Genomic DNA, 18,823 nt, shown 5'->3' with positions numbered 1-18,823 from the left:
TGTGGGTGAACGGGATTGTCCTGGCCCGCCCACTACTGTCGGAGCAGGTCAGGCAGCCGAGAGAGGTGGACAACCCGTTGTCCACGGACAACGCCACCCCCTCGCGGCCCTCGCCGCCGTCCTCGCCCCGGGATCTCAGCCACGACGCTCATCGAGGAGTGCCCGGCCGTTGTGGCGGCCACGGGCAGGGGGTCCGGTGCCACAGTTCCGCCCGGACAGCCGGCTGATGACGGATTCCCGGTCGTCCGGTTCTCCGGTGGCTACGGGGCGGACGCTCCGGCCGGCTGTCCCCGACCGCCTGGAATGCGTGGCGCCGCCGCGTCCGGCGTGAACGGAGGGAGGCCCCGGGGTTCGGCAGGCGGGCCGACCGGTTCTTCCGTCGGGGGCCGGGGACCCGGGGCTCCTCCCCCCTGCGGGACCTCTTCCGACGGTTCCGCCCGGAACCAGCTCCGGGCGCCGCTGTCGTACAGGTGGACGGGCGCGTTCCGTACACCGCTCGTACGGAACGGTCGTCCGTCGTCGTCGATCCGCACGGTGCCGGAGCGGTCACCGCTGCTCCACTCCAGTTCCAGGTACCAGTCGCAGTCGCACGTCACGGTACGGCCGGTGACGAGCAGGACCTCCGGGTCCCGCACCGATGTCCGGTACGGGAACGACACGGCGGGGATCTCCGTCCCGGAGTCGTCGCCGGGCACGGGACGGGCGACCGGGCGGGCGGCGTCGAGGTCGACGTCGAAGCTCCGGGGGCTCAGCGTCCCTCCGCAGCTCATGCCCATCCGGTAGAGGTTCGCGGGCTCCGGAGAGCGTTTGGCGGCCACCCGGACCCGCAGCGCCTGCAGCACCACCGTCTGCTCACCACGGCCCTGAACGGTCACCCTGACCAGGGTCTCGCCCCCGTGCACCGCCCCCAGCGCGCGGGCCCAGGGCTCGGCGTCGGACTCGGAGGGCGGCGGGGGGACCGCTCGCGGCGCGCTGTCGACGAGATAGGCGTGTTCGCAGCCGCCCCGCCAGACATGGCCGTCGACGTGCCAGGTGAACGGCAGGGCGGCAGCGGCGGGCCTTCTGGCCGTGGCCGATGCCCGGGGTCCCGTGCGGTTCCCGTCCACGGAGGCCGAGGTGCCGCTCGGACGTACGGGAACGGCCGCCCGGGGCCCGGCGGACGAGACGGATGAGGTCGCCGTGGGACCGGAGGCCGGTACGGAGGGGGAGGCGGCACCCGCGTACTGCGGACCTGCGGCCCGCCCCCGGGCGTCAGGGCCCTTCGGGGCGGAGAGCGAGCGCTCGGAGGCCAGCAGGACGAGAAGGGTGAGGACGGTCGTGGCGGAGACCAGCCCGGCGGCTCGGGAGACCAGGCGGCGGCGTGGCGTCTTCCGCGAGGGCACGGCCCCTGCCGCCTCCGGTAACGCGCCGCTCGGCCGCTCCTCCGACCGTGCGCCGGACTGCGGCCTCTCCGGACCCACGGCGTCATCCTGGGAATCCGCCGTGGGGGTGGCCGACTTCATCGTGGTCCCGATGGCCTCAGGGGGCTCCACAGCCGTAGCAGCCTCTACGGTCTCCCCGGCCCCGGCCCCGGCGCCGTCCCTGGTCTCCAGCGTCTCCAGTATCTCCGGGGTCCCTGAGGCCTCTCCGCTCCCCGGTGTCCCCGGGGCATCCGGGCCCCCTGCGGTCTCCGGGGTCTCGGGAGAAGCCGCACGACCACCGCCGCCACCACCACCGCCTCCGTCCCGGCCCGGCAACGAGCCCCGAGCCCCTGCCGCGCCCGGCCCTCGCGCCCCGGCGTCAGCCGCCGCCTGGCGCCTGCGGCGCTCTCCGTCCGCCAGCACCCACAGACGGTGCAGCGAGACGAGTTCCTCACCCCGGCAGCCGCACAGCCGCGCCAGCCTTTCGACCGGGGTGAACTCCAGCGGCACGCTGTGGCCGGAGCAGTAGCGGTGCAGGGTGGAGGCGCTGACCCCCACCCGGCGCGCCAGGGCTCCGAAACTGTGCCCCGATGCCTTCCGCAGCTCCCGCAGCCGTCGCGCGAACACCTCGGTCTCCGACTCTGACGCACTCAATCGTTCCAGCCCCCCGCGTTCCGGGGCGGCGTTCCACCCCCGTCGGGTAATGCCACGTCGGCGGGGGTGGAACGGTTCCAGCGTTCCACCCCCGCCTCCGACGCTTGCCGCCGCCCGTGTCGGCCGCCGAAGCTGTTGGCCGTCGAGCCGAGCACTCGACGGGGGCAGCGGCCCGAGCGGCTGCTCGCCCCCCTCACCTCACCGCTGAACCGCGGTCCAGCGGTCCAGTGGCCCAGCGGTCTCTCCCTCACGTCGGCAGAAAGGAGCGCGTACCGCTGCCCGGCATCGGCCACCCGGCCACGTCCGCCGTGCGGCGCCCAGCGGAGGAACCCACCGGAGGAAGCGGCGCTCACCGCCTCCACGCCCGTCGAAGCGACCACCGAGGAGCACCCGTGTCCAGTCCGTCCCCGTTACGCCTCCGGTCCGCCGCCGTGGCGCTCGCCGCCACGGCGACGCTCGTCGGAGGTGCGACGGCCGCCCGAGCCGCGCCGGGTGCGACCGAAACCGCTCACCAGTACCGCGACTTCGTGACCGTCACCTGTCAGGAGACCTGCACGAGTGACCTCCGGCAGAACTCGGCCGCGACCGAGGTGAGGACGTTCACCGGCCCCGGCATCGGCGGCTCGCCGTCCCAGGCGGTGGACAGCGCGGTCCGGGCGACCTACCGGATCGCCCAGTCGGCCGGCTGGCAGACGAGCCAGTGCCACGTCCGCGCCACCAGCGTCAGGTCGACCGGCGGTGGTCTGTACTCCGCCGTCGCCGAGTTGTTCTGCCAGCGCTGAACCACACCGAATGTTCATCAAGAATGGGGATAACGACATGACTTCGACACTCATCCGCGGGGGAGTGGCCCTCGCCTTCGCGGCCCTCGCCGTACTCACGCCGACCGTCGCCCACGCCGACGCCGGCATCCAGGAGACACAGGTGTTCACGGCCACCTCGTACGAGCAGAGCGCCGGCAAGGCGACCCGGGAGGCGGAGAACACCACCCGGCGGCACGCGCTGATCAGCGGCTACACCAACGAGCAGTGCGTGGTGCTCTACGCCTACTCCTCCCGGGCCGGATACGGCTGGTGGGACGGCTACGCCGCGCTCAGGTGCACCCGCTGACGAGCTGATCCGCCGAGACCGTCCCGGGTTCGCCCGGTCACGGTGGCGAGACCCCGCCCGGTCATCTCGGACCGGGCGGGGCCCCGTCGCCCCGGATCCCCGGGAGCGCGGGCCGCCTCAGGTCCAGAGCCGCTCGCCGAGCACTCCGGCACTCGGCGCTCCGGGCAGGACGTACGCCACGGCCGACGCCCGGTGTTCGAGGAAGGGGTTCAGGGCGTCGCGTGCGCTCAGCCGTTCCTGGACACGGGTGAACTGGCGCGGATCGCGCATGAAGGCGCAGAAGAGCAGCCCGCGGTCGTCCGGACCGTCGTCGTAGCTGTAGCTCCGGCGGAGCATACGGGCGCCGCCGTCGAAGCGGGGGCTGGCGAGCCGCACATGGGCGGTGGCGGGAACGACGTAGGAACCGTTCGGGTTCTTCGCGTAGATGTCCGGCTCGTCGTGTTCCGCCGTGCCGCTGAGCGGGGATCCGTCGCGCATACGGCGCCCCATCGCCCGGTCGCGGTGACCCTCGGGAAGGGCCGCGAAGCCCGCGACGTCCATGTGGATCCTGCGGTAGACGAGCACGGTGCCGTCGCGGTGGGCTCCGGGCGGACCCCAGACCCACCGGTCGGCCGCCGCCCGGTCGGGGTTGGCGGTGCCGTCCTTGGAGCCGAACAGGTTCCGGGGGGTGCTGCCCGGGGGCGTGTGGGGCAGGAAGCCGGACTGTGTCCAGCGTGTCGTGGCACCGGCGGCACGCGCGGCGGCTCCGACGAGTTCCGCCGCGACGGTGAGGCTCCAGCGGTCGGCCGCGCACAACTGCACCAGGACGTCACCGTCGCTGCGGAGCGGGTCGAGACGGTCGTCGGGGAAGGCGGACAGCGCGGTCAGGGAAGCGGGGACGTCGAGACGCAGGCGCGCGGCGAGCGCCGGGCCGATCCCGACCAGAGAGGTCAGCCGGGTCGTGCCACCACCCTGGAGCCGCGCGTCGGGCGGGGCGGCGGACGCCGACGCGGCGAGCGAGCCGGTCAGCGCACCGAGGACCTCGCGCAGGGTCTTCCGGTCCGCTTCGGCGGAGGTCCGGGGGAGGTCGAAGGACACCACCTGTGTGGCCGGTTGCTGAGGCGTCGTGACGCCCGCCTGACGTGCGCCGTGGAAGGGGATCGGAGCGGCGGGGGCGTTGTCGGACGCCCGGACGTCCGTACGGGCCCCTCGCGCCAGTTCACCGGTGGCCGCGCCGATGCCGGCCGCGAGCACCGCCCCTCCGGTCAGCAGAGCCCTGCGCCGTCCCACCCCGGCCCCCGAGGCATGGGGTGAATTCTGCTCTAATCCCTGTTCGGTGGGCATGTGCCTATTGGAGACGATAGAACAACACGCATGCAAATCCTGTCCTTACAAGGTGTGTTGATGTGTTCGAGTGGCCCGTCGGCGGGGTCGCGGGCGGCACGGAGACTGTCGGTACCGGCGGTCGCGGTCGCGCTGGCGCTCACCGGTTGCTCCGGCCCGGAGACGACAGCCCCGGACGCACGGCACCCGCCGGGGAGCGTGCTCCGCGTCCCGCAGGACTATCCCACCGTGCAGGAGGCCGCGGACGCCGCTCGTGAGGGCGAGACGGTGCTGATCGGCCCGGGCACCTACCGGGAGAGCGTGCGTGTCACCACGCCCCGTGTGGTGCTGCGCGGGACGGACCGGAACAAGGTGGTCCTCGACGGCGGTGTGCGGCTGGCCAACGGCATCACCGTGACCGGAGCGGGCTCCGTGGTCGAGAACCTCACCGTGCGCCGCTACCTGGCCAATGGCGTGCTGTTCACGGGTGTCACGGACGAGCGGCTGCAACAGCGTGGCGGCGGCGGGTCCGCGTACGACCCGCTGGACACCGAGCGCTTCCCCGCGCTCCGGGGGTTCCGCGCGACCGCGGTGACGGCGTACAACAACGGCCTGTACGGCATCTACGCCTTCGACGCGCGCGACGGGGTGATCGAGGGCTCGTACGCCTCGGGGCACGCCGACTCCGGGATCTACGTCGGCCAGTGCAAGCCCTGCCACACCGTGGTCCGGGGCAACACCGTGGAACGCAACGCCGTCGGCGTCGAACTGACCAACGCCTCCGACCGGTTGTTCGTGCTGGGCAACCGCGTCCTCCGCAACCGGGTCGGCATCACGGTCAACTCCAATGACCTGGAGGCCCTCGCCCCCCAGCGCGGGGCGGTGATCGCGGGCAACGCGGTCGTTGACAACAACGCGGCCGACACGCCCGAGCAGGCGGACGGGGGGTACGGGATCGGGATCGGTATCGGAGGTGGCACCGGGAACCGCGTCCAGCGCAATCTGGTACGGGGCAACCGGGCGGCCGGAATGCTGGTGACCGACCCGCCGGGGCACCCCGCGAGCGGAAACCGGATCGAGGACAACCGAGCCACCGGCAACGGCACCGACCTCGTCCTGGCATCGGCCGACCCCGGCAACTGCTTCAGGGGCAATCGGCCCGCCACCCAGAGCCCGGACGGCCTGGAGGGACTCGCGGGCTGCGGCACCCGCCGCCGTGGGGCGCCGCCCGAGGGCCGTACGGCTCCCGTGCAGGCGCCGCCCGGCATCCCCTTCAGCCAGGTACCGGCCCCGCCGGCCCAGCCGTCCCTGCCGGACCCGGCTGCCCCGGGCCGCCCCGCGACCGGTCTGCCCGGGACCGTCACCCCGGCCGACTACCCGCTCCCGGAGACGGTGGACGCCGTACCGCGTCCCCGCTGAGCACTGTCCGGATACCCGCTGACCACTTCCCGGAGGCCATGCGCGGATTCCCCGGCCGTCGCACGGCCACCGGGCGGGCCCTTGAGGAACCCGATGCCTCCCCTTCCGGTCCGGGGGAGGTCTCAGGCCCGGGAGCCGGGGTGGATCAGCGGGTGGCCCAGGGGGCCTCGGGGAGCCTGGCCCGGCTGTCGTGGCCCAGGAACTCCAGGGTGGTCGGGACGCCCAGGCCCGGCATCCGCATCGTCACCCGCCGCAGACCGCCGTCGCCGTCGACCCAGTACGTCAGCGGCGACCGGCCGCCGTCGGACCCCGGACCCGGCGCGGCACCCCGGGCGCGCGGCCCGGCGAACCGGTCGTGGTCACGGCCGTCGACCCGCTCGCGCGCCAGCCAGCGCGCCCCGGACTGCGCCAGCAGCAGCGGGTTGTCGGGGCGGTCCGCGCCCAGGCCGATCATCAACTGGAGTCCGGCGTCCAGGGGATCGGACGTGTAGGAGCGCGCCGACCAGCCGGAGCGAGGGATGCGTTCGGCCTGCTCCCAGAAGGGGCTGCCGTCGTCCTGGTGGGCGGGGGCCAGACCCAGGCCACCCCCGTCCCAGACGATCAGGCCCTGGTCGAGCTGCCCCGAGGACGGTCCCTGGGTTCCCGGCCGTGGTGAGGCCCCCGAGGCGCCGCTGACCTGGTACCGGCCCACGGCCCTGTGGTTCCGGTAGTCCACGACCCCCCGCACCCGCACCACGACGTCGCCGCCCTCGGCGGCCGTGAGCCGCACGGCCACGGGGCTGGCCTGGTAGAGGCCCAGCCGTGACAGCGCCAGCCTGGACGCCTCCTCCGTCGTGACCGGCCGGTCGGTGACCGTGTCCGTGGAGAAGGCCCGCCAGGCCGTCAGGCCACCGATCACGACACCGCAGGCCATGACGGCGATGAGCGTTCTCGGCCAGAAGGCGCGACGCGGTGCACGGCCGCCGTCCGGTCTCTTCCCTCTCTTCACGCACTCACGTCCTCTCGTGGTTCGCGTCGTCGGTCGCACACGAGGGCGGGCTCGCGCACCAGGGGTACGCGAACCCGCCCGGGCCGGACCGGGGAGTCACCGGTTCCGGCAGGCCCGCTCAGGGGCTACGGCCGCTCGCTCCCGCGCTTGCGACGCATCGTCAGGACCAGCGCCGAGCCGAGCACGACGAGCGCGCCGCAGCCTGCCGCCAGCGGCCCCGCCAGGCCGGAGCCGGTGGCCGCGAGACCACCCGGACCCGACTCGTGGCCCGGCGCTCCCGGTCCGCCCGGTTCTCCAGGGGCACCCGGAGCCCCGGGGGGTCCCGGCGCCGGTGTGGTCGGTTTCGACGTCGGCGTCGGCTTGGGCGTCGGCTTGTGGGCCCGCTTGTTGACCGCCGTCACCGAGACCCCGTCGTCGAGGTTGTCCGAGGTGAGCACCAGCGGACCGAACACCGGGTTCTGCGGAAGGGAGTAACCGTCCGGCGCCTTGACCTCCTGCCAGTAGTAGGTGCCCGGCGTGCCGCTCCCGCCGCAGCGCCCGTTGCTCCGGGTCACACAGGGCCCACCGACCCGGGTGTCCGGCGCCACCCCGGACATCTGCAGGCCCCCGGTGCCGTTGGTCTCCTTCCAGAGCTGGAACGTGGCCTTGGCGAGTGGCTTGCCGCCCTGGTCGTGCTTGATGAGGCGCAGCGCACCCTCCTGTTGCCGGAAGCCGAAGTCGTACGTGTGGTCGTTCTGCCCCGGACCGCCGGTGGTCAGCGCCCTTTCGGGGAAGGTGCCCCCGCGCGGGACGATGCCCTTGGAGTCGATGAAGCGGTTGTCGCCCACGTCCGCCTCGGTGGGCACCCACTGATGGAGCGGCCCGTCCTTGGCGTAGTCGGCCGGGTTGTCGAGGCGGATGGTGTACTTGGTCTTCGGCTGAAGGCCGCCGGTGACGTTGGAGTCGTCGAAGTAGTACTCGCCGCGCGCCGACGTCACCGTCGTCCCCACGAGCCTGCCCGTCCCGTCGTACAGGTGGACGGTCGCGCCCGCGACCGGGCGCTGGCCCGGTTTCTGGAGGCCCGATCGCTCGGGGTCGTACCAGACCCGGTTGCCGATCTGGAGCGGTGCCCGGTCGCAGAGCACCTCCAGGTCGCCCATCGAGGCGCCCTTGCCGAACGGGGCCGGGGTTCCCGCCGGGTTGAGGCGCAGACCGGACTGGGGGTCCTGGCTGCCGTCACGCTTGTTGAACGTGGTGCCGTACCCGAAGGCCGTGCTGTTGGGGTCGAAGCCCGAGGTGGCGATGGTGTCCTCGACCCTGGAGAACGCCATCCCCGCGAAGGAGGCGTTGTGATGGGCACCCATCCGGCTGGTGTCGAAGAAGCGGGTGCCCCGGGGGGAACGGCCGCAGCCGTTGTTGGTGTCCAGCACGTACGTGCCGTCCGCCAGGCACGCCTTGTTCAGGTCGCCTCCGGACAGGACGGTGCCGACCGAGCCCGGCGTCGGACCCGCGGGCGCGCGGTCGCCGAAGCGGTCGCGGAACGCCACCAGCATGGAGCCGTCGGTCTCGAAGTCGACCTCGCCCACCTGCGGTTCGGGCTGGGCGAGGTAGGTCGCGCAGGCCTGGCCGTTCTGGGAGGTCGGGAACGTGTTCGTCCAGGCGAACCAGCCCGCCCCGTCGCACGGCGGCGCGCCGACCGTGGACTGACGCGGATAGTCCAGCGGCTGGTCCAGGACCGGCCGCTGGAACGCGCCGGTGGCGAGGTCGAACGGAAGGACCACGGCACGCAGGTCCGAGGCCTTCCCGGTGGACTCGCCGGAGCACACCCCGCCGACGTAGCCGACGCCGTCGTGCAGGCCGAGACCGAACGGCCGCCAGTCCGCCGCCGAGGGACAGCCCGGATCGGGTACGGCCGTGACGGTCTCGGGCGCCGAAGCGGTCACCGCCGTGGCGTCGTACCGGTAGAGCTTGCGGTTGTTGAGGTTGACGACGAACAGGTACCGGCCGTCATCGGTGATCTTGAGCCCGCCCAGGCTCTCCTTCCCGGGGGCCCCGAGGAAGGCGTCGTCGGTGCCCGGGCCGTGCGCGGTCGTCCCGGCGTCGGGTACGACCGCGAACAGCGCGGTCCTCTTCGACGCGAGGTCGGTCACGTAGATTCCCCCGGCGCCGCCGGGACCGTAGTCCGTGGTGCGTTTGGCTACCGCCGAGGAGAACACCCGCTTGTCGGCCTTGTTCCAGGCGATGCCGTAGAGGGTGCCGGTGTCGGCGTTGGTGGCGACGTTCGTGACGTTCACGTCGACGCCGTCCTGGCCGCGGGCCGAGTAGGGGAAGGAGACCAGCGTGCGCTGTGTCCCGCCCTCGCGGGTCGCGGGCTGGCAGGTCGTCACCAGGGGCGCGTTCTTCTGGCAGTAGTCGCCGGGGTTCCACAGCCCGGTGGTGTACGCCACGGTCTTGTTCCCGGAGAGGTCGACGAACTCCTCGTTGCTGCTGAGCTGGTTCGGCGCGCCGTCCAGTCCTCGGCGGGAGGCGAAGGCCGGGTGCAGCACGCCCGGTTTCGGGTTGATCACCTGGACGCGGTGCTTGCCGGTGGTGCTCCCGCCCTGTGCGGGAGTCAGGGTCACGGTGCCGTCGGAGGCCGTGACTCCCTCGACGCCCGTTCCGGCGTCGTCGGTGAGGGTCACCCGTACACCTGCGATGCCCGGTTCGAGAGCGGGTGTCCACGTCCCGCTGTCGTCCACGGCCCGGACCACCCGGACCGTCACCGAACCTGTTGTGTCGGCCTGTGAGTACGCGGCAGGCGCCATGGCCAACGAGCCACTGCCGATTCCCAAGGCGAGCACGCCCAGGCCGCCGACGATACGGCGGCCGAGTACACCCGACCGCGTTCCGCGCGGGTCGGACGTGGCTCTCTTGGCGGCGTCATGTGTGAATGTCATCCCCTGCTCTCAGCGCTGGAAGGGGCTTTCGCCCGGCTCATGAGGAGTACACAGAGATGCGGAGAACCGTCTCGATGAAAATCTTAAGGGCCCTTTACATGAGATCGTGGTGGAACAGCGAAGTCCCCCTGTAAGGCGCCCTCGTGTATCGCTCTTCACCCAGGTCACGGACGGTGGAGCGATTGCCGGGAGACGTTTTTCATGCGGTTGACCTCACGTCAACATGAATTGCCGAAATTCTCGATCGAGTGAAATTGAACTGTTTCTTCTGTGGATCTCGGTGGATGCGCTAAAGAAATGAGTTCTTTCCGGCCCGGCCGCATGGCCGGGGTGCCGGTGGGCGAGAGCCATGCGGCACAACGAAACTCCTGGCGGACGGCTTCTCGACCGAGACCACTCGGGTCCGCCAGGAGCTCCGTATCCCTTTCTGCCCGGCGCCGCCCCCGGAGCCGTCCAGCCACAGCCTTCGGCACCTGGCGGGGCGGCTCCGGGTTCGGCGGCGGGCAGATCGCGACCTGGTGGCGGCGACCACCGGCCGGGTGTCAGGCCCCGCTCGGGGCAGCCGTACTGCATGGCGGAGTCGTCCAGGACTCCATCCTTACCCGGGCGCTCCTTGTCGGCGCGGGGCCCTGTGAGCCTGCCGCCGCCTGATACGTGCGTACCTGCGTACCGGTTGCGACGGCACGGGCGTTCCCGGGCCTTGGGGACTCCGGAATCCGGAGCCCGATCCGCCGTGGCTGCGGGACGAGTTCAGCGAAGGGGAGCCAGCAGACGGGGCAGCTCGGCGGTCTGGTTCTGGGATCCGGGCCGCAGCCCGGAGGCGGAGTTCGTCCATTGCATCGTGACCACCGGAGCGGAACCGCCTCCGATCTCGACGCGCGCTCCGGCGAACCGTTCACCCGCGGCTGTCTCGGGCCGCAGGGCGGCGGCGACCGCGCGGGCCGCCTCGGCCGAGCGCGTCACGGCGCACAGCCGTTCCGTCGAGGTGCCGTCGTCCCCGGCGCGGGCGCCGATGGCGAAGAGCGTCAGCCCGGACAACTGGCCCTGACGATTCTTGCCGTAGAACGTGGCGTGGTAGGCGTCCTCGCCGATGCAGCCGGCCGCCGCCCGGTAGGCCGGGTCCGCCGCAACCGACGCCTTGGCGCCGGTCAACGGCAGAAGGGCCGTGTTCTGGGAAGCGACCGAGGAACGGACCGACGGCGACACGGAGACGCGCGCGCCGTCCTGGGTGAGGAGTGGCGCCCCGTCGCTCTCCGTCTCGGTCCAGCCGCGTCCCTTCATCGCCCCGGTGACCGCGGAGACGTCGAAACGGCCGGTCAGGCGGGCGGCATCCGATCCGACCTGCACGGAGGTGTCGACCATGGTCTCGTCGAAGCCGAGCGCGTCACGCGCCGGCTCCTCCTCGTAGCGAGCCTGCGACACCTCGGGGATGCCGAAGCCGGACAGCGCCGCGTACAACTGTCCGTCCCGCTGTGTCAGGCGCAGCACCTCGGGCACGTTCCAGTAGGTGAGCGTCTGGCCGCCCCGCTCCTGCGGGATGCCGCCGAGCGCGGCCGAGAGCCCGATGTCGGCCTTCCCGGCATCGGAGTCGGCCCCGCAGGCCGCCGTGACCACCAGGGCCGCCACCACCGCGGCCGCCGAGACCGCGCGCCGTGCTCCGCGCCTGTTCGTGCTCATCCTGATCCCCTCCCGAAGGCTGTGTCACAGCCCGTGACCGGGACAGTCTTTCAGCCCGCCCGGAAGGCCGGTGAGCAAGGCCTCCGCTTCGATGCCTTCGCCCCTCCGGGGAGGGCCGATCCGGCGGCGACGCCTCGGAGCCAGCCGTGAACGTGCTGCGCGCCGATCTTGAGCGGGGCGAGCCCGCCCACTGCCACGCGGTGCTCTTCGAGAGCTGGGCAGCGGGGCAGCGGGTGGCACGGAGCGTGGACGGTGTACGAATCCAGTCGTTTCGGAGACCGGACCGCCAAGAGGGCACCAGAATCGGAAAGGGGAACTGGAGTACGGGCTCTCCGCCGGGCCTGGAAACAGACCGCTTACCCATGCATGTGTACGTCGATGTCATTGACGAGATCAGGAGTGTCCGAATGGCCCGCTTGCGCGTCCCTCGACCCATGCCCTTCGCCGCCGCGGCGGCAACAGCCTTACTTCTCCTCGGTTCGGCGCCCGTGGCGGTGGCCGAACCCTCCGAACGGCCGCTGACCTCACGGCTGCTCCCGATCCCGCCGGGAGGAGTCCACAGCTTCGTCAGGGGCCTTAACAGCAGCGGCACGGTCGTCGGCGACTACTACGTGGAGGGCTCCGACGGGCCGCTCGCGATCCGGTGGAACGCGGGCCGCCCCGGCTACACCCGGCTGGCGCCGCTGCCCGGACAGAAGTTCAGCCGCACGACCGCGCTCAGCGACCGGGGCTGGGCGGTCGGCCTGTCCTACGACAGCCTGCCCGACACCAACCCCGTGCGCTGGACACCGGGCGCCACCCCGACGCGGTTGACGCTTCCGGGCGGTTCTCGTGGCGGTAACGCGTCGGCCGTCAACAACTCCGGGGTCGTGGTCGGCGACGCGTCCGAGGGGAGCAACCGCTCCCGCCCCTTGCGTTGGCACTCCGACGGCACCAGGACCGACCTGCCGTTGCTGCCCGGCGACGACAGCGGCACCGCGACCTCGGTCAACGACGCGGGCACAGCGGTCGGGTGGACCGAGCAGCGCGACGGCACCGGTGGCCCCGCGCACCCGGTGCGCTGGAACAGGACGGGTGCCGTGAGCGCGCTGCCCCTCCCCGCGGGATTCGTCGGCGCGCGGACGAGCCAGATCACCGACAACGGCGTGGTCCTCGGCCACGGGCGGCTTGCCGGGAGCACGGAGTACGACCGGGTCCTGGTGTGGGCGGCCGACGGCACTGTCCGCGACGCCGGGCGCGGGCGGGGATACGACGTCAACCGGGCAGGTACCGCCGTGGGAGCCTCGTTGGAGGACAACCCGAACGGCGACACGGCCCGCTGGAACGCGAACGGCACCAGGACCGTGCTCGCCAACCCGGCGGAGGCGGCCGGAGAGGTGCTGGCGATCAACAACCGGGGGGCGGCCGTCGGGTATGCGTGGCCTCCGGCCGGTAACTGGGCTCTGGACAAGGCCCTGTTGTGGAAGCCCGACGGCACGGTCGTCCCGCTGCCGGCATCGCCCCTCGGTCCCTATGCCGCGGCGTTCGCGATCAACGACGCCGGAGTGATCGCCGGGTTCGCCGTCGGCACCGACGGCGCGGGCAACGCGACGACCTGGCGTGCGACCGCCTGGAAGCGCTGACACCCGCCGGTTCCTCGACGGGAGTTCCGGTAGGAGTCGGGTAGGGGGCCGGGTCAAGGGATGCCTCTCGGGGTCCCCGGCGCGTCGTTCGCGAGGCGCCGGGGACCCCCCCGGGCGGGAGCCGTCGCCGTCCCCGAATCGATCCGACTCCCCGGCGTGGAACGGGGGGAACGGCTGTGCGTCGGGCTGGCGTGTCCGACATCATCAGGATGCAGTCCCCTGAGCCTGTCCCCCCTGTGTCGGCCGAGGGCGCTTCAGACGCCGGGCGGGAGTGTCGCTCTGGCGTAGGTGTCCATGCGCATCCGATTGCGGTAGGACTGGGCGTCGGCGTACCGCGTCACGTACCGGGCTCCGATCAGCCGATAGCGCGGGTTGCCCGTGTGCAGCAGTCCGTGCTGCTCCACCGCGGTGCCGAGGACGCCCGTACCAGGGGCATGCGACTCCGCGATGAGGAAGTCCGCGAACGGTTCGCCATGCGCGGCCAGTTCGTGGTTGAGGATCTCCACGACCGTGCCCTCCTGCAAGGCGGTCGGGGTGATGGACACCGTCACGTACAGGGTGAGGGCCTCGTCGGGGTGGTCGGCGAGCCAGGCGCTCAACTCGCCCGCCGAGTGGTCCGTCAGATCATCCGGGTTCGTGGGTCCCGGCTTGCCCTTGTACAGCCTGGTCGAACCGCCCGGCAGCCGGTCCAGGGCGCCCATGACGACCACATCGGTGCGGGGCACCCGGGCCAGTTTGGGCAACAGCGCTTCCGTCGGTCCCAAGGGTGCGGGCCAGAGTCCCCATCCGGCGTCCGCCGCTTCGGCCGGCCGGTCGCAGTCCCTGAAACGGTCGGCGGCCTCCTGGAAGACCCTCACCGTCTCGACCTCCTGGAGGGCCCTCGCCTCCATGGTCTTCTGGTACCGCTGCGCCTCCCTGGGGTCCTCGAAGGTCCGTTCAGGCCTGGTCTGCCGGGAAGCCCCCGCATCCTGGAACCTGCCGGTGAAGAACAGCGTCATCGAACGTCTCCCCCCGAGACTGGGCGCCCCCGCGCCCGCACAGCCGCACCGATCGACCCGGCCCACGAAGGATCCTGCCATGGCCCGGCCGATGGAACCATGAACGGGTGGAGGAGGCGGATTCCTGCTCGATTTCTTCGATCATCGGCAGCAGGGGAAAGGGAGTTGGAAGTGTAGGGAGACAGGAGGGCTTGGATGGATGGGGAGTTGGAGAACAGTCATGTGACGACCCCAAGGAATACGGGCCCGTGAGACCGGGCCGCAGGCGCGGTTGGCTGTCCTCGCGCGGCCCGGCATCGACCGGAGGAGCGATCGCGGTCAGGGACCCGGCCAGGCGCGGCAGCCCGGTCCCGCGTCGATCCGGAGGACCCGCGCGAGGCCGAGGGGTGTTCCGTCTGCCCCGAGGGTCTGCCGGATTCCCGTACGGATGCGGAGTTCGGGGGCGGAGAGGACGACACCGAAGAGCCCTGGTGAGAAGGCGGCGGTGACGTCCCGCAGGTCTTCGGGGGAGAACTGTCCGCCGAGCCGGGGGGCGAGGGCGGGGGCCAGCTCCGCGGTCATGGCGTACGGGTCATCGGGCGGACCGCCCCACGCCGGACCTTCCACCGGCCGGTGGAAGGAGACGCAGTGCAGGTCTCCGGGCTCGCCACAGCCCTGCACCCGCCAGTCGCCCAGCCGGGCCGCGAGCCGGTAGAAGCCCTCTCGTGGCCGGTCCCAGGCCGGGGCGCGGCCGGGCGCCTCGTACTGTGCCCGGGTCTCCGGGGAGATCAGGGCGTCGTGCAGGGTGAGAGGAAGCACCGCACCCGCGTCGAAAGCCCCGCCGAGTAGGTCGCCGAGTTCGGCCGCGACCTGGTCCAGGACGGCCGGACCGTCGACCGGTGAGCCCAGGGGAGGCGGCACGACCAGCCCGGCCCCGCCGAGGAGCCTCAACCGGGAGGGCACGGATACGGAGGTGGGGGGCACCAGGCCCGCGAACGAGTAGCCGCCGGTCGGATGGTCGCCGAGGGTCACCTCTTCGGGAGTGAGGAACTGGAGCACCTCAGCTCACCACCAGGGAGTAGGTGACGGGAGTGTTCAGGCTGCTGGACACAGTGAAGGCGTAGTGGCCCGGGGTAGTGGGGGTTCCGGCGAGGGTGCCGTCCGGGTCGAGTACGAGGCCCGGCGGCAGGGCGCCGCCGGTCAACTGCACCGGATCCTGGTGCGCGGCCTGTGTGCCCGGCGGGATGGGCATGATGTTGAGGACGTTGGCGGCGAAGTCGGCGTTCGTGATCTGGTCGCCGTGCTGCCGACGTGTGACACCGACGGTCTCCAGTGCGAAGTCGGCCGCGAGGGACGCCGAGAAGGCGCTCTGCGTGGTGGCCGCGAACGGCGTCGCGGGCGTGGGGAGGAGCTCGGGCAGGAAGACCAGGAGTCCTTCGTGGATCGCCTCGGCCGCGTAGCCCTCCCGGTTGAGCGCCGCGTCATGCAATGTGCCGCCGATGTTGGCGATGGCGTGATAGGTGAAGTCCCAGCCCTGCTGACCTCCGCCGGGGTTGTTCGCGGGATCGGTGGCGCGGACATTGGTCAGCGTGTTCGCGGTGGCGGCATCGGACGCCCATACGCTGTGGCCACCGTGCTGGAACCCGCCCCAGAACATGACGGCGTTGGCCTGGAGGCCGAGGGTCTGGGCCAGCATGATGTGCAGGTTGGCGAAGTCCGAGCAGACAGCTCCGGCAGGAGCCGAGCTCAGCAGGGCCAGCGGGTCGGGGCAGAGGAGCTGGGCGCCGTTGTAGGGAACTCTGGCCTTGATCGCCCCGCGCAGCGCGGTCGCCACGCCCTGGCCGTCGTTCTGGCCCCCGGCCATGGTCGTGGCCTCGTGGACCGCGTCCATGCGCATCCCGGTGGTCGGGTTGTCGAACAGGCGGTAGAACGTGTGCATCGTCTGATGCAGCGGCACCATGGTGTTGTTGGCGTCGACGAGCACCCAGTCGATCATGGGTGACGTGTTTCCGACGGTGCCCGCACCGGGCAGCGCGGTCAGGGGGACGTCGAAGATCATCATGCCGGCCACAGGATTCTGCGGCATCGAGGTGCCCAGGAAATTGGTGCCGTCCGTGGCCATGAGCGAGATCCCCGTGAGACCGTCGAGGCCCTGCACCTCGACCAGGGCCGTGGGCGTCTCGTTCCTCAGATACGTGACGTTGTAGCCGGTTCCCACCAGCGGGTCGTCGGCTATGTCCCTGTTGATGCCGAAGTTGACCGCTTGGAGCGAGGGAGGCTGTGCGGGTACGGCTGCGGGTGCCTGCCCGGCGGGGGCGGGCATCATGCGCTGTACGGCACCCGTGCGCGTATCCGCGTGCCGCGCTGTCCCGGCGGCCGTCGTGCCCCGTGCGTCGCCGACGGGGGCGTGCCGGAGGTCGGGGGCCGGACCTTCGAGGACGTGGTGCGCGTTGGCAAACGGTCGGAGGGGTCGCTGACGCGTAGACCGTCGCCGTTGTCGGTGCCCGCCACCGGCCCCTGGCGCTGCTGGATGACATGGGTCAGCTCATGCGCCAGTGTGTGCCGGTCGCCGCCACCCTCCCCGATGACGACATGACTGCCGGAGGTGTAGGCGCGAGCACCTACCTCGGCGGCTGACTCCCTGGCGGCCGAGCCGTCGTGAATACGGACGTCAGAGAAGTCGGCGCCCAGCCGTGCCTCCATGTCCGTACGAGTGGATTCGTCCAGGGAGCGGCCTGGAGCGCGCAGCACGTCATGGACGGTGGAGCGCTGGACCGGGGGTCCGGTCTCCGGCTCGGACCGGGGACCGCACCCCGGGTCGTGCTGGTGCTGGGCGTACGGATGCCCGGCCCGCTGAAGCATCCGAAGCACCGCCGCGTTCCCCGCGGTGCGCTGAAGGGACAGCAGGCCTTGCCGGGGTAGCGGCGCCCGCGCGGGAGCCTCGCTCCTCTGCCGGTCCACGGCAGGAGCACTGTGGTGTTCATGGATCATGTGCGGGCCTTTCGGTCAGGGAGGGATCACCTCACACCAGCCGAGCAGCCGACGCGGGAGAAGGGCCCGCAGGGCACTCCCGAGGGCAGTACTCGCTGCCCGCATCATGGGGGAAGGGCATCCAGGAACCGTCACCCGGCCAGTGGGGTCGGGCAGTTGGGCCCTTGGGAGGTGTAACTGTCCCACCGCTCTTGACCGTTGGTTCTCCCGTGGTGGGAGTGGGTGTCGATTCGGCCAGGCACTGATGGGACGTCGTATCTCTGTGTGGTTCATCGTGCGTCGACGAGCCGTCCCGCGCAGTCGTAGTCAGCGCGGAACATGAATTCGCGTACGGCGGTCCCGTGACCGTGTCTCCTCGCGATGGCACACGCGAGGAGACGTCATGGCGGCGCCCGGCGTCGAGGTGCTGCTCACGTGATCAGGAGTGTCCCCGGGAGGGGAGGAGGCCCCGGTCGGGCGTCGTCCTTCGCGTCGTCCGACCGGGGCAGTCCTCAGGACGAGGCGGCCACCCCGATCACGGCACGGACCTGGGCGATGATGTCCAGGCGGTTGTGGACGAACTCCGGGTCGGTGACCGTGCCCGTCGCCGGGTCGGTGTTGTTCGCGCCGAACTGGAGTACCGGGGTGTGGACATGGCCGCCGGGCAGGCCCGGCAGGCCCAGCCGGTCGCGCAGCAGTGTGGCGCGGTAGGCGATCTCGTTGGAGAGGTAGTTCCCGCCGCCGCCCGCGCGGGCGGCGGAGCCCGCGGTGGGTCCGTCGGCACGGTTCACCGGCGCGCTCGCCCCGGCCGGCACCTCGGTGACCGTGGTGTTGTCGTAGACGGGGAACCGCCCCGTGTCCGCCGCCACGATCGCCGCGTACGGGAGGGTCGTCGTCGTCCACTGGGGCTGCGTGGCCGGGTCGGCCACCGGGACCGTCTCCGTGCGCGAGACGTTCTCGTTGTCGGGGAAACCGCCGCGCCAGGCCCCGTTGTGGCGCTCGATGTCGAACCGGCCGACCCGCCCCTGACTGACCGTCGTGAACAGGTCCACCTCCGGCAGGTGCGCGCGCAGCGTCCGCTCCACGCTCCCGTCGACGAAGTCCTGCCAGCGGACCGGGAAAACGGCCGTCTCCACCCGGGCGAGGCCACCGTCCGCCGTGCGGATCAAGGTGCCGTCCAGGGCCAGCGCGGTGGCGCCGGAAGGATTGCTGATCCGGGTGTCCCGGTCCAGCGTGAAGGGGTCGAAGCCCGTCATGAGAACCCGCTTGACGGCCTTGTTCTTCTTCCCCTTCCCCGGGTATCGGATCGAGTCCTGACCCCGCGAGGACCGTTCGAGCCGCTCGGACAGACGGGCCCGCGCGGCGTCGTCGAGGGCGAATCCGGGCTGCCAGGAGCGCAGTTCGCGGGTCATGCCGAGGCGTGCCCAGTACAGCGGCCGGTCGTCGTCCCGGCTGAGATCGCCACGGGCGGGCCCCCGCCCCTGCGCCCGGTCGACAGCGCGTTGCCACAGCCGGGCGCCCTGGCGTTCGACGGTCCGCTCGGCCTCCCGGTAGGAGTCCGTGTCCGCCAGCGCGTCCGCGAACTCCCGCGCCACGGCGTCGAACCCGCTGCGGCGCAGGATCTCCCGGGGCGCGGCCCGGTCGAGCCGAGCCTCCTCGACGGTGACCGGGACGGCGCCCGTGATCGGGTCGGTGGCCGACGCCGGCGGCGATCCGAGGACGAGCGCGGTACTGGCCAGGGCGAGACCGAGCGAGACAGGGCGTATCCGTGGCACGGGGGTCCTTCCGT

At 72.0% G+C, this 18,823-nt stretch carries 14 protein-coding genes and 1 pseudogene; 4 read left to right on the top strand and 11 right to left on the bottom strand.

Annotated features, from left to right (window positions below; genetic code table 11):
- Positions 1-260: 260 nt before the first annotated feature.
- On the bottom strand, positions 261-1,382 hold the full coding sequence (locus tag ACIRQY_RS32175) for a hypothetical protein (RefSeq protein WP_403931593.1): 1,122 nt from the start codon (positions 1,380-1,382) through the stop codon (positions 261-263).
- A 468-nt stretch (positions 1,383-1,850) separates the two neighbouring features.
- A pseudogene (locus ACIRQY_RS32170) lies at positions 1,851-2,027 on the bottom strand (helix-turn-helix domain-containing protein); the annotation flags it as partial.
- A gap of 419 nt (positions 2,028-2,446) precedes the next feature.
- Here ACIRQY_RS32170 and ACIRQY_RS32165 point away from each other — a divergent pair.
- Together ACIRQY_RS32165 and ACIRQY_RS32160 are read left to right on the top strand one after the other, a co-directional pair.
- Positions 2,447-2,836 carry a hypothetical protein gene (locus ACIRQY_RS32165; RefSeq protein WP_403931497.1) on the top strand — a complete coding sequence of 130 codons (390 nt, stop codon included), beginning with the start codon at positions 2,447-2,449 and terminating at the stop codon, positions 2,834-2,836.
- Positions 2,837-2,873: 37 nt separating this feature from the next.
- Positions 2,874-3,164 carry a hypothetical protein gene (locus ACIRQY_RS32160; protein ID WP_351794244.1) on the top strand — a complete coding sequence of 97 codons (291 nt, stop codon included), beginning with the start codon at positions 2,874-2,876 and terminating at the stop codon, positions 3,162-3,164.
- Positions 3,165-3,281: 117 nt separating this feature from the next.
- Here the strand turns inward: ACIRQY_RS32160 and ACIRQY_RS32155 are convergent, their stop codons facing one another.
- Positions 3,282-4,487, bottom strand: a complete 1,206-nt coding sequence (locus ACIRQY_RS32155) for a Dyp-type peroxidase (RefSeq protein WP_403931495.1) — start codon at positions 4,485-4,487, stop codon at positions 3,282-3,284.
- 228 nt (positions 4,488-4,715) lie between these two features.
- Between ACIRQY_RS32155 and ACIRQY_RS32150 the strand changes: the two genes are divergently transcribed.
- Positions 4,716-5,885, top strand: a complete 1,170-nt coding sequence (locus ACIRQY_RS32150) for a right-handed parallel beta-helix repeat-containing protein (protein ID WP_403931493.1) — start codon at positions 4,716-4,718, stop codon at positions 5,883-5,885.
- A 145-nt stretch (positions 5,886-6,030) separates the two neighbouring features.
- On the opposite strand, the gene ACIRQY_RS32145 is transcribed toward ACIRQY_RS32150, so the two are convergent.
- The 3 genes from ACIRQY_RS32145 to ACIRQY_RS32135 all read right to left on the bottom strand — a co-directional run bounded on the left by ACIRQY_RS32145 (position 6,031) and on the right by ACIRQY_RS32135 (position 11,465).
- On the bottom strand, positions 6,031-6,873 hold the full coding sequence (locus ACIRQY_RS32145; protein ID WP_403931491.1) for a hypothetical protein: 843 nt from the start codon (positions 6,871-6,873) through the stop codon (positions 6,031-6,033).
- Between the two features lie 125 nt (positions 6,874-6,998).
- Complete coding sequence (locus ACIRQY_RS32140; RefSeq protein ID WP_403931489.1) at positions 6,999-9,692, bottom strand: SdrD B-like domain-containing protein; 2,694 nt, start codon at positions 9,690-9,692, stop codon at positions 6,999-7,001.
- Positions 9,693-10,538: 846 nt separating this feature from the next.
- Positions 10,539-11,465, bottom strand: coding sequence for a hypothetical protein (locus tag ACIRQY_RS32135; protein WP_403931488.1), 927 nt, complete (start codon positions 11,463-11,465; stop codon positions 10,539-10,541).
- A 434-nt stretch (positions 11,466-11,899) separates the two neighbouring features.
- Here ACIRQY_RS32135 and ACIRQY_RS32130 point away from each other — a divergent pair, with 434 nt between their 5' ends.
- Positions 11,900-13,087, top strand: coding sequence for a hypothetical protein (locus tag ACIRQY_RS32130; RefSeq protein ID WP_403931486.1), 1,188 nt, complete (start codon positions 11,900-11,902; stop codon positions 13,085-13,087).
- Between the two features lie 254 nt (positions 13,088-13,341).
- Here ACIRQY_RS32130 and ACIRQY_RS32125 read toward each other — a convergent pair whose 3' ends face one another.
- From ACIRQY_RS32125 to ACIRQY_RS32105, 5 genes are all read right to left on the bottom strand, one after another.
- Positions 13,342-14,085 carry a hypothetical protein gene (locus ACIRQY_RS32125; protein ID WP_403931484.1) on the bottom strand — a complete coding sequence of 248 codons (744 nt, stop codon included), beginning with the start codon at positions 14,083-14,085 and terminating at the stop codon, positions 13,342-13,344.
- Between the two features lie 318 nt (positions 14,086-14,403).
- Positions 14,404-15,123 (bottom strand): hypothetical protein, encoded by a 720-nt coding sequence (locus tag ACIRQY_RS32120; protein WP_403931482.1) that lies wholly within the window; start codon positions 15,121-15,123, stop codon positions 14,404-14,406.
- A gap of 1 nt (position 15,124) precedes the next feature.
- Positions 15,125-16,390 (bottom strand): Ig domain-containing protein, encoded by a 1,266-nt coding sequence (locus ACIRQY_RS32115; protein WP_403931481.1) that lies wholly within the window; start codon positions 16,388-16,390, stop codon positions 15,125-15,127.
- Positions 16,387-16,926: a DUF4157 domain-containing protein gene (locus ACIRQY_RS32110; protein ID WP_403931587.1), complete on the bottom strand. Its 540-nt coding sequence runs from the start codon at positions 16,924-16,926 to the stop codon at positions 16,387-16,389. The genes ACIRQY_RS32115 and ACIRQY_RS32110 overlap by 4 nt, the downstream gene beginning before the upstream one ends.
- 620 nt (positions 16,927-17,546) lie before the next feature.
- Entirely contained in the window at positions 17,547-18,809 is a 1,263-nt protein-coding gene (locus ACIRQY_RS32105; protein ID WP_403931480.1) for a pyroglutamyl peptidase, read from the bottom strand.
- Positions 18,810-18,823 lie beyond the last annotated feature (14 nt).

The organism is Streptomyces sp. NPDC101490 (assembly GCF_044767145.1).
Taxonomy (GTDB): Bacteria; Actinomycetota; Actinomycetes; order Streptomycetales; family Streptomycetaceae; genus Streptomyces.
The sequence above is the reverse complement of the archived record's forward strand: the minus strand, read 5'-3'. Positions and strand labels throughout refer to the sequence as shown.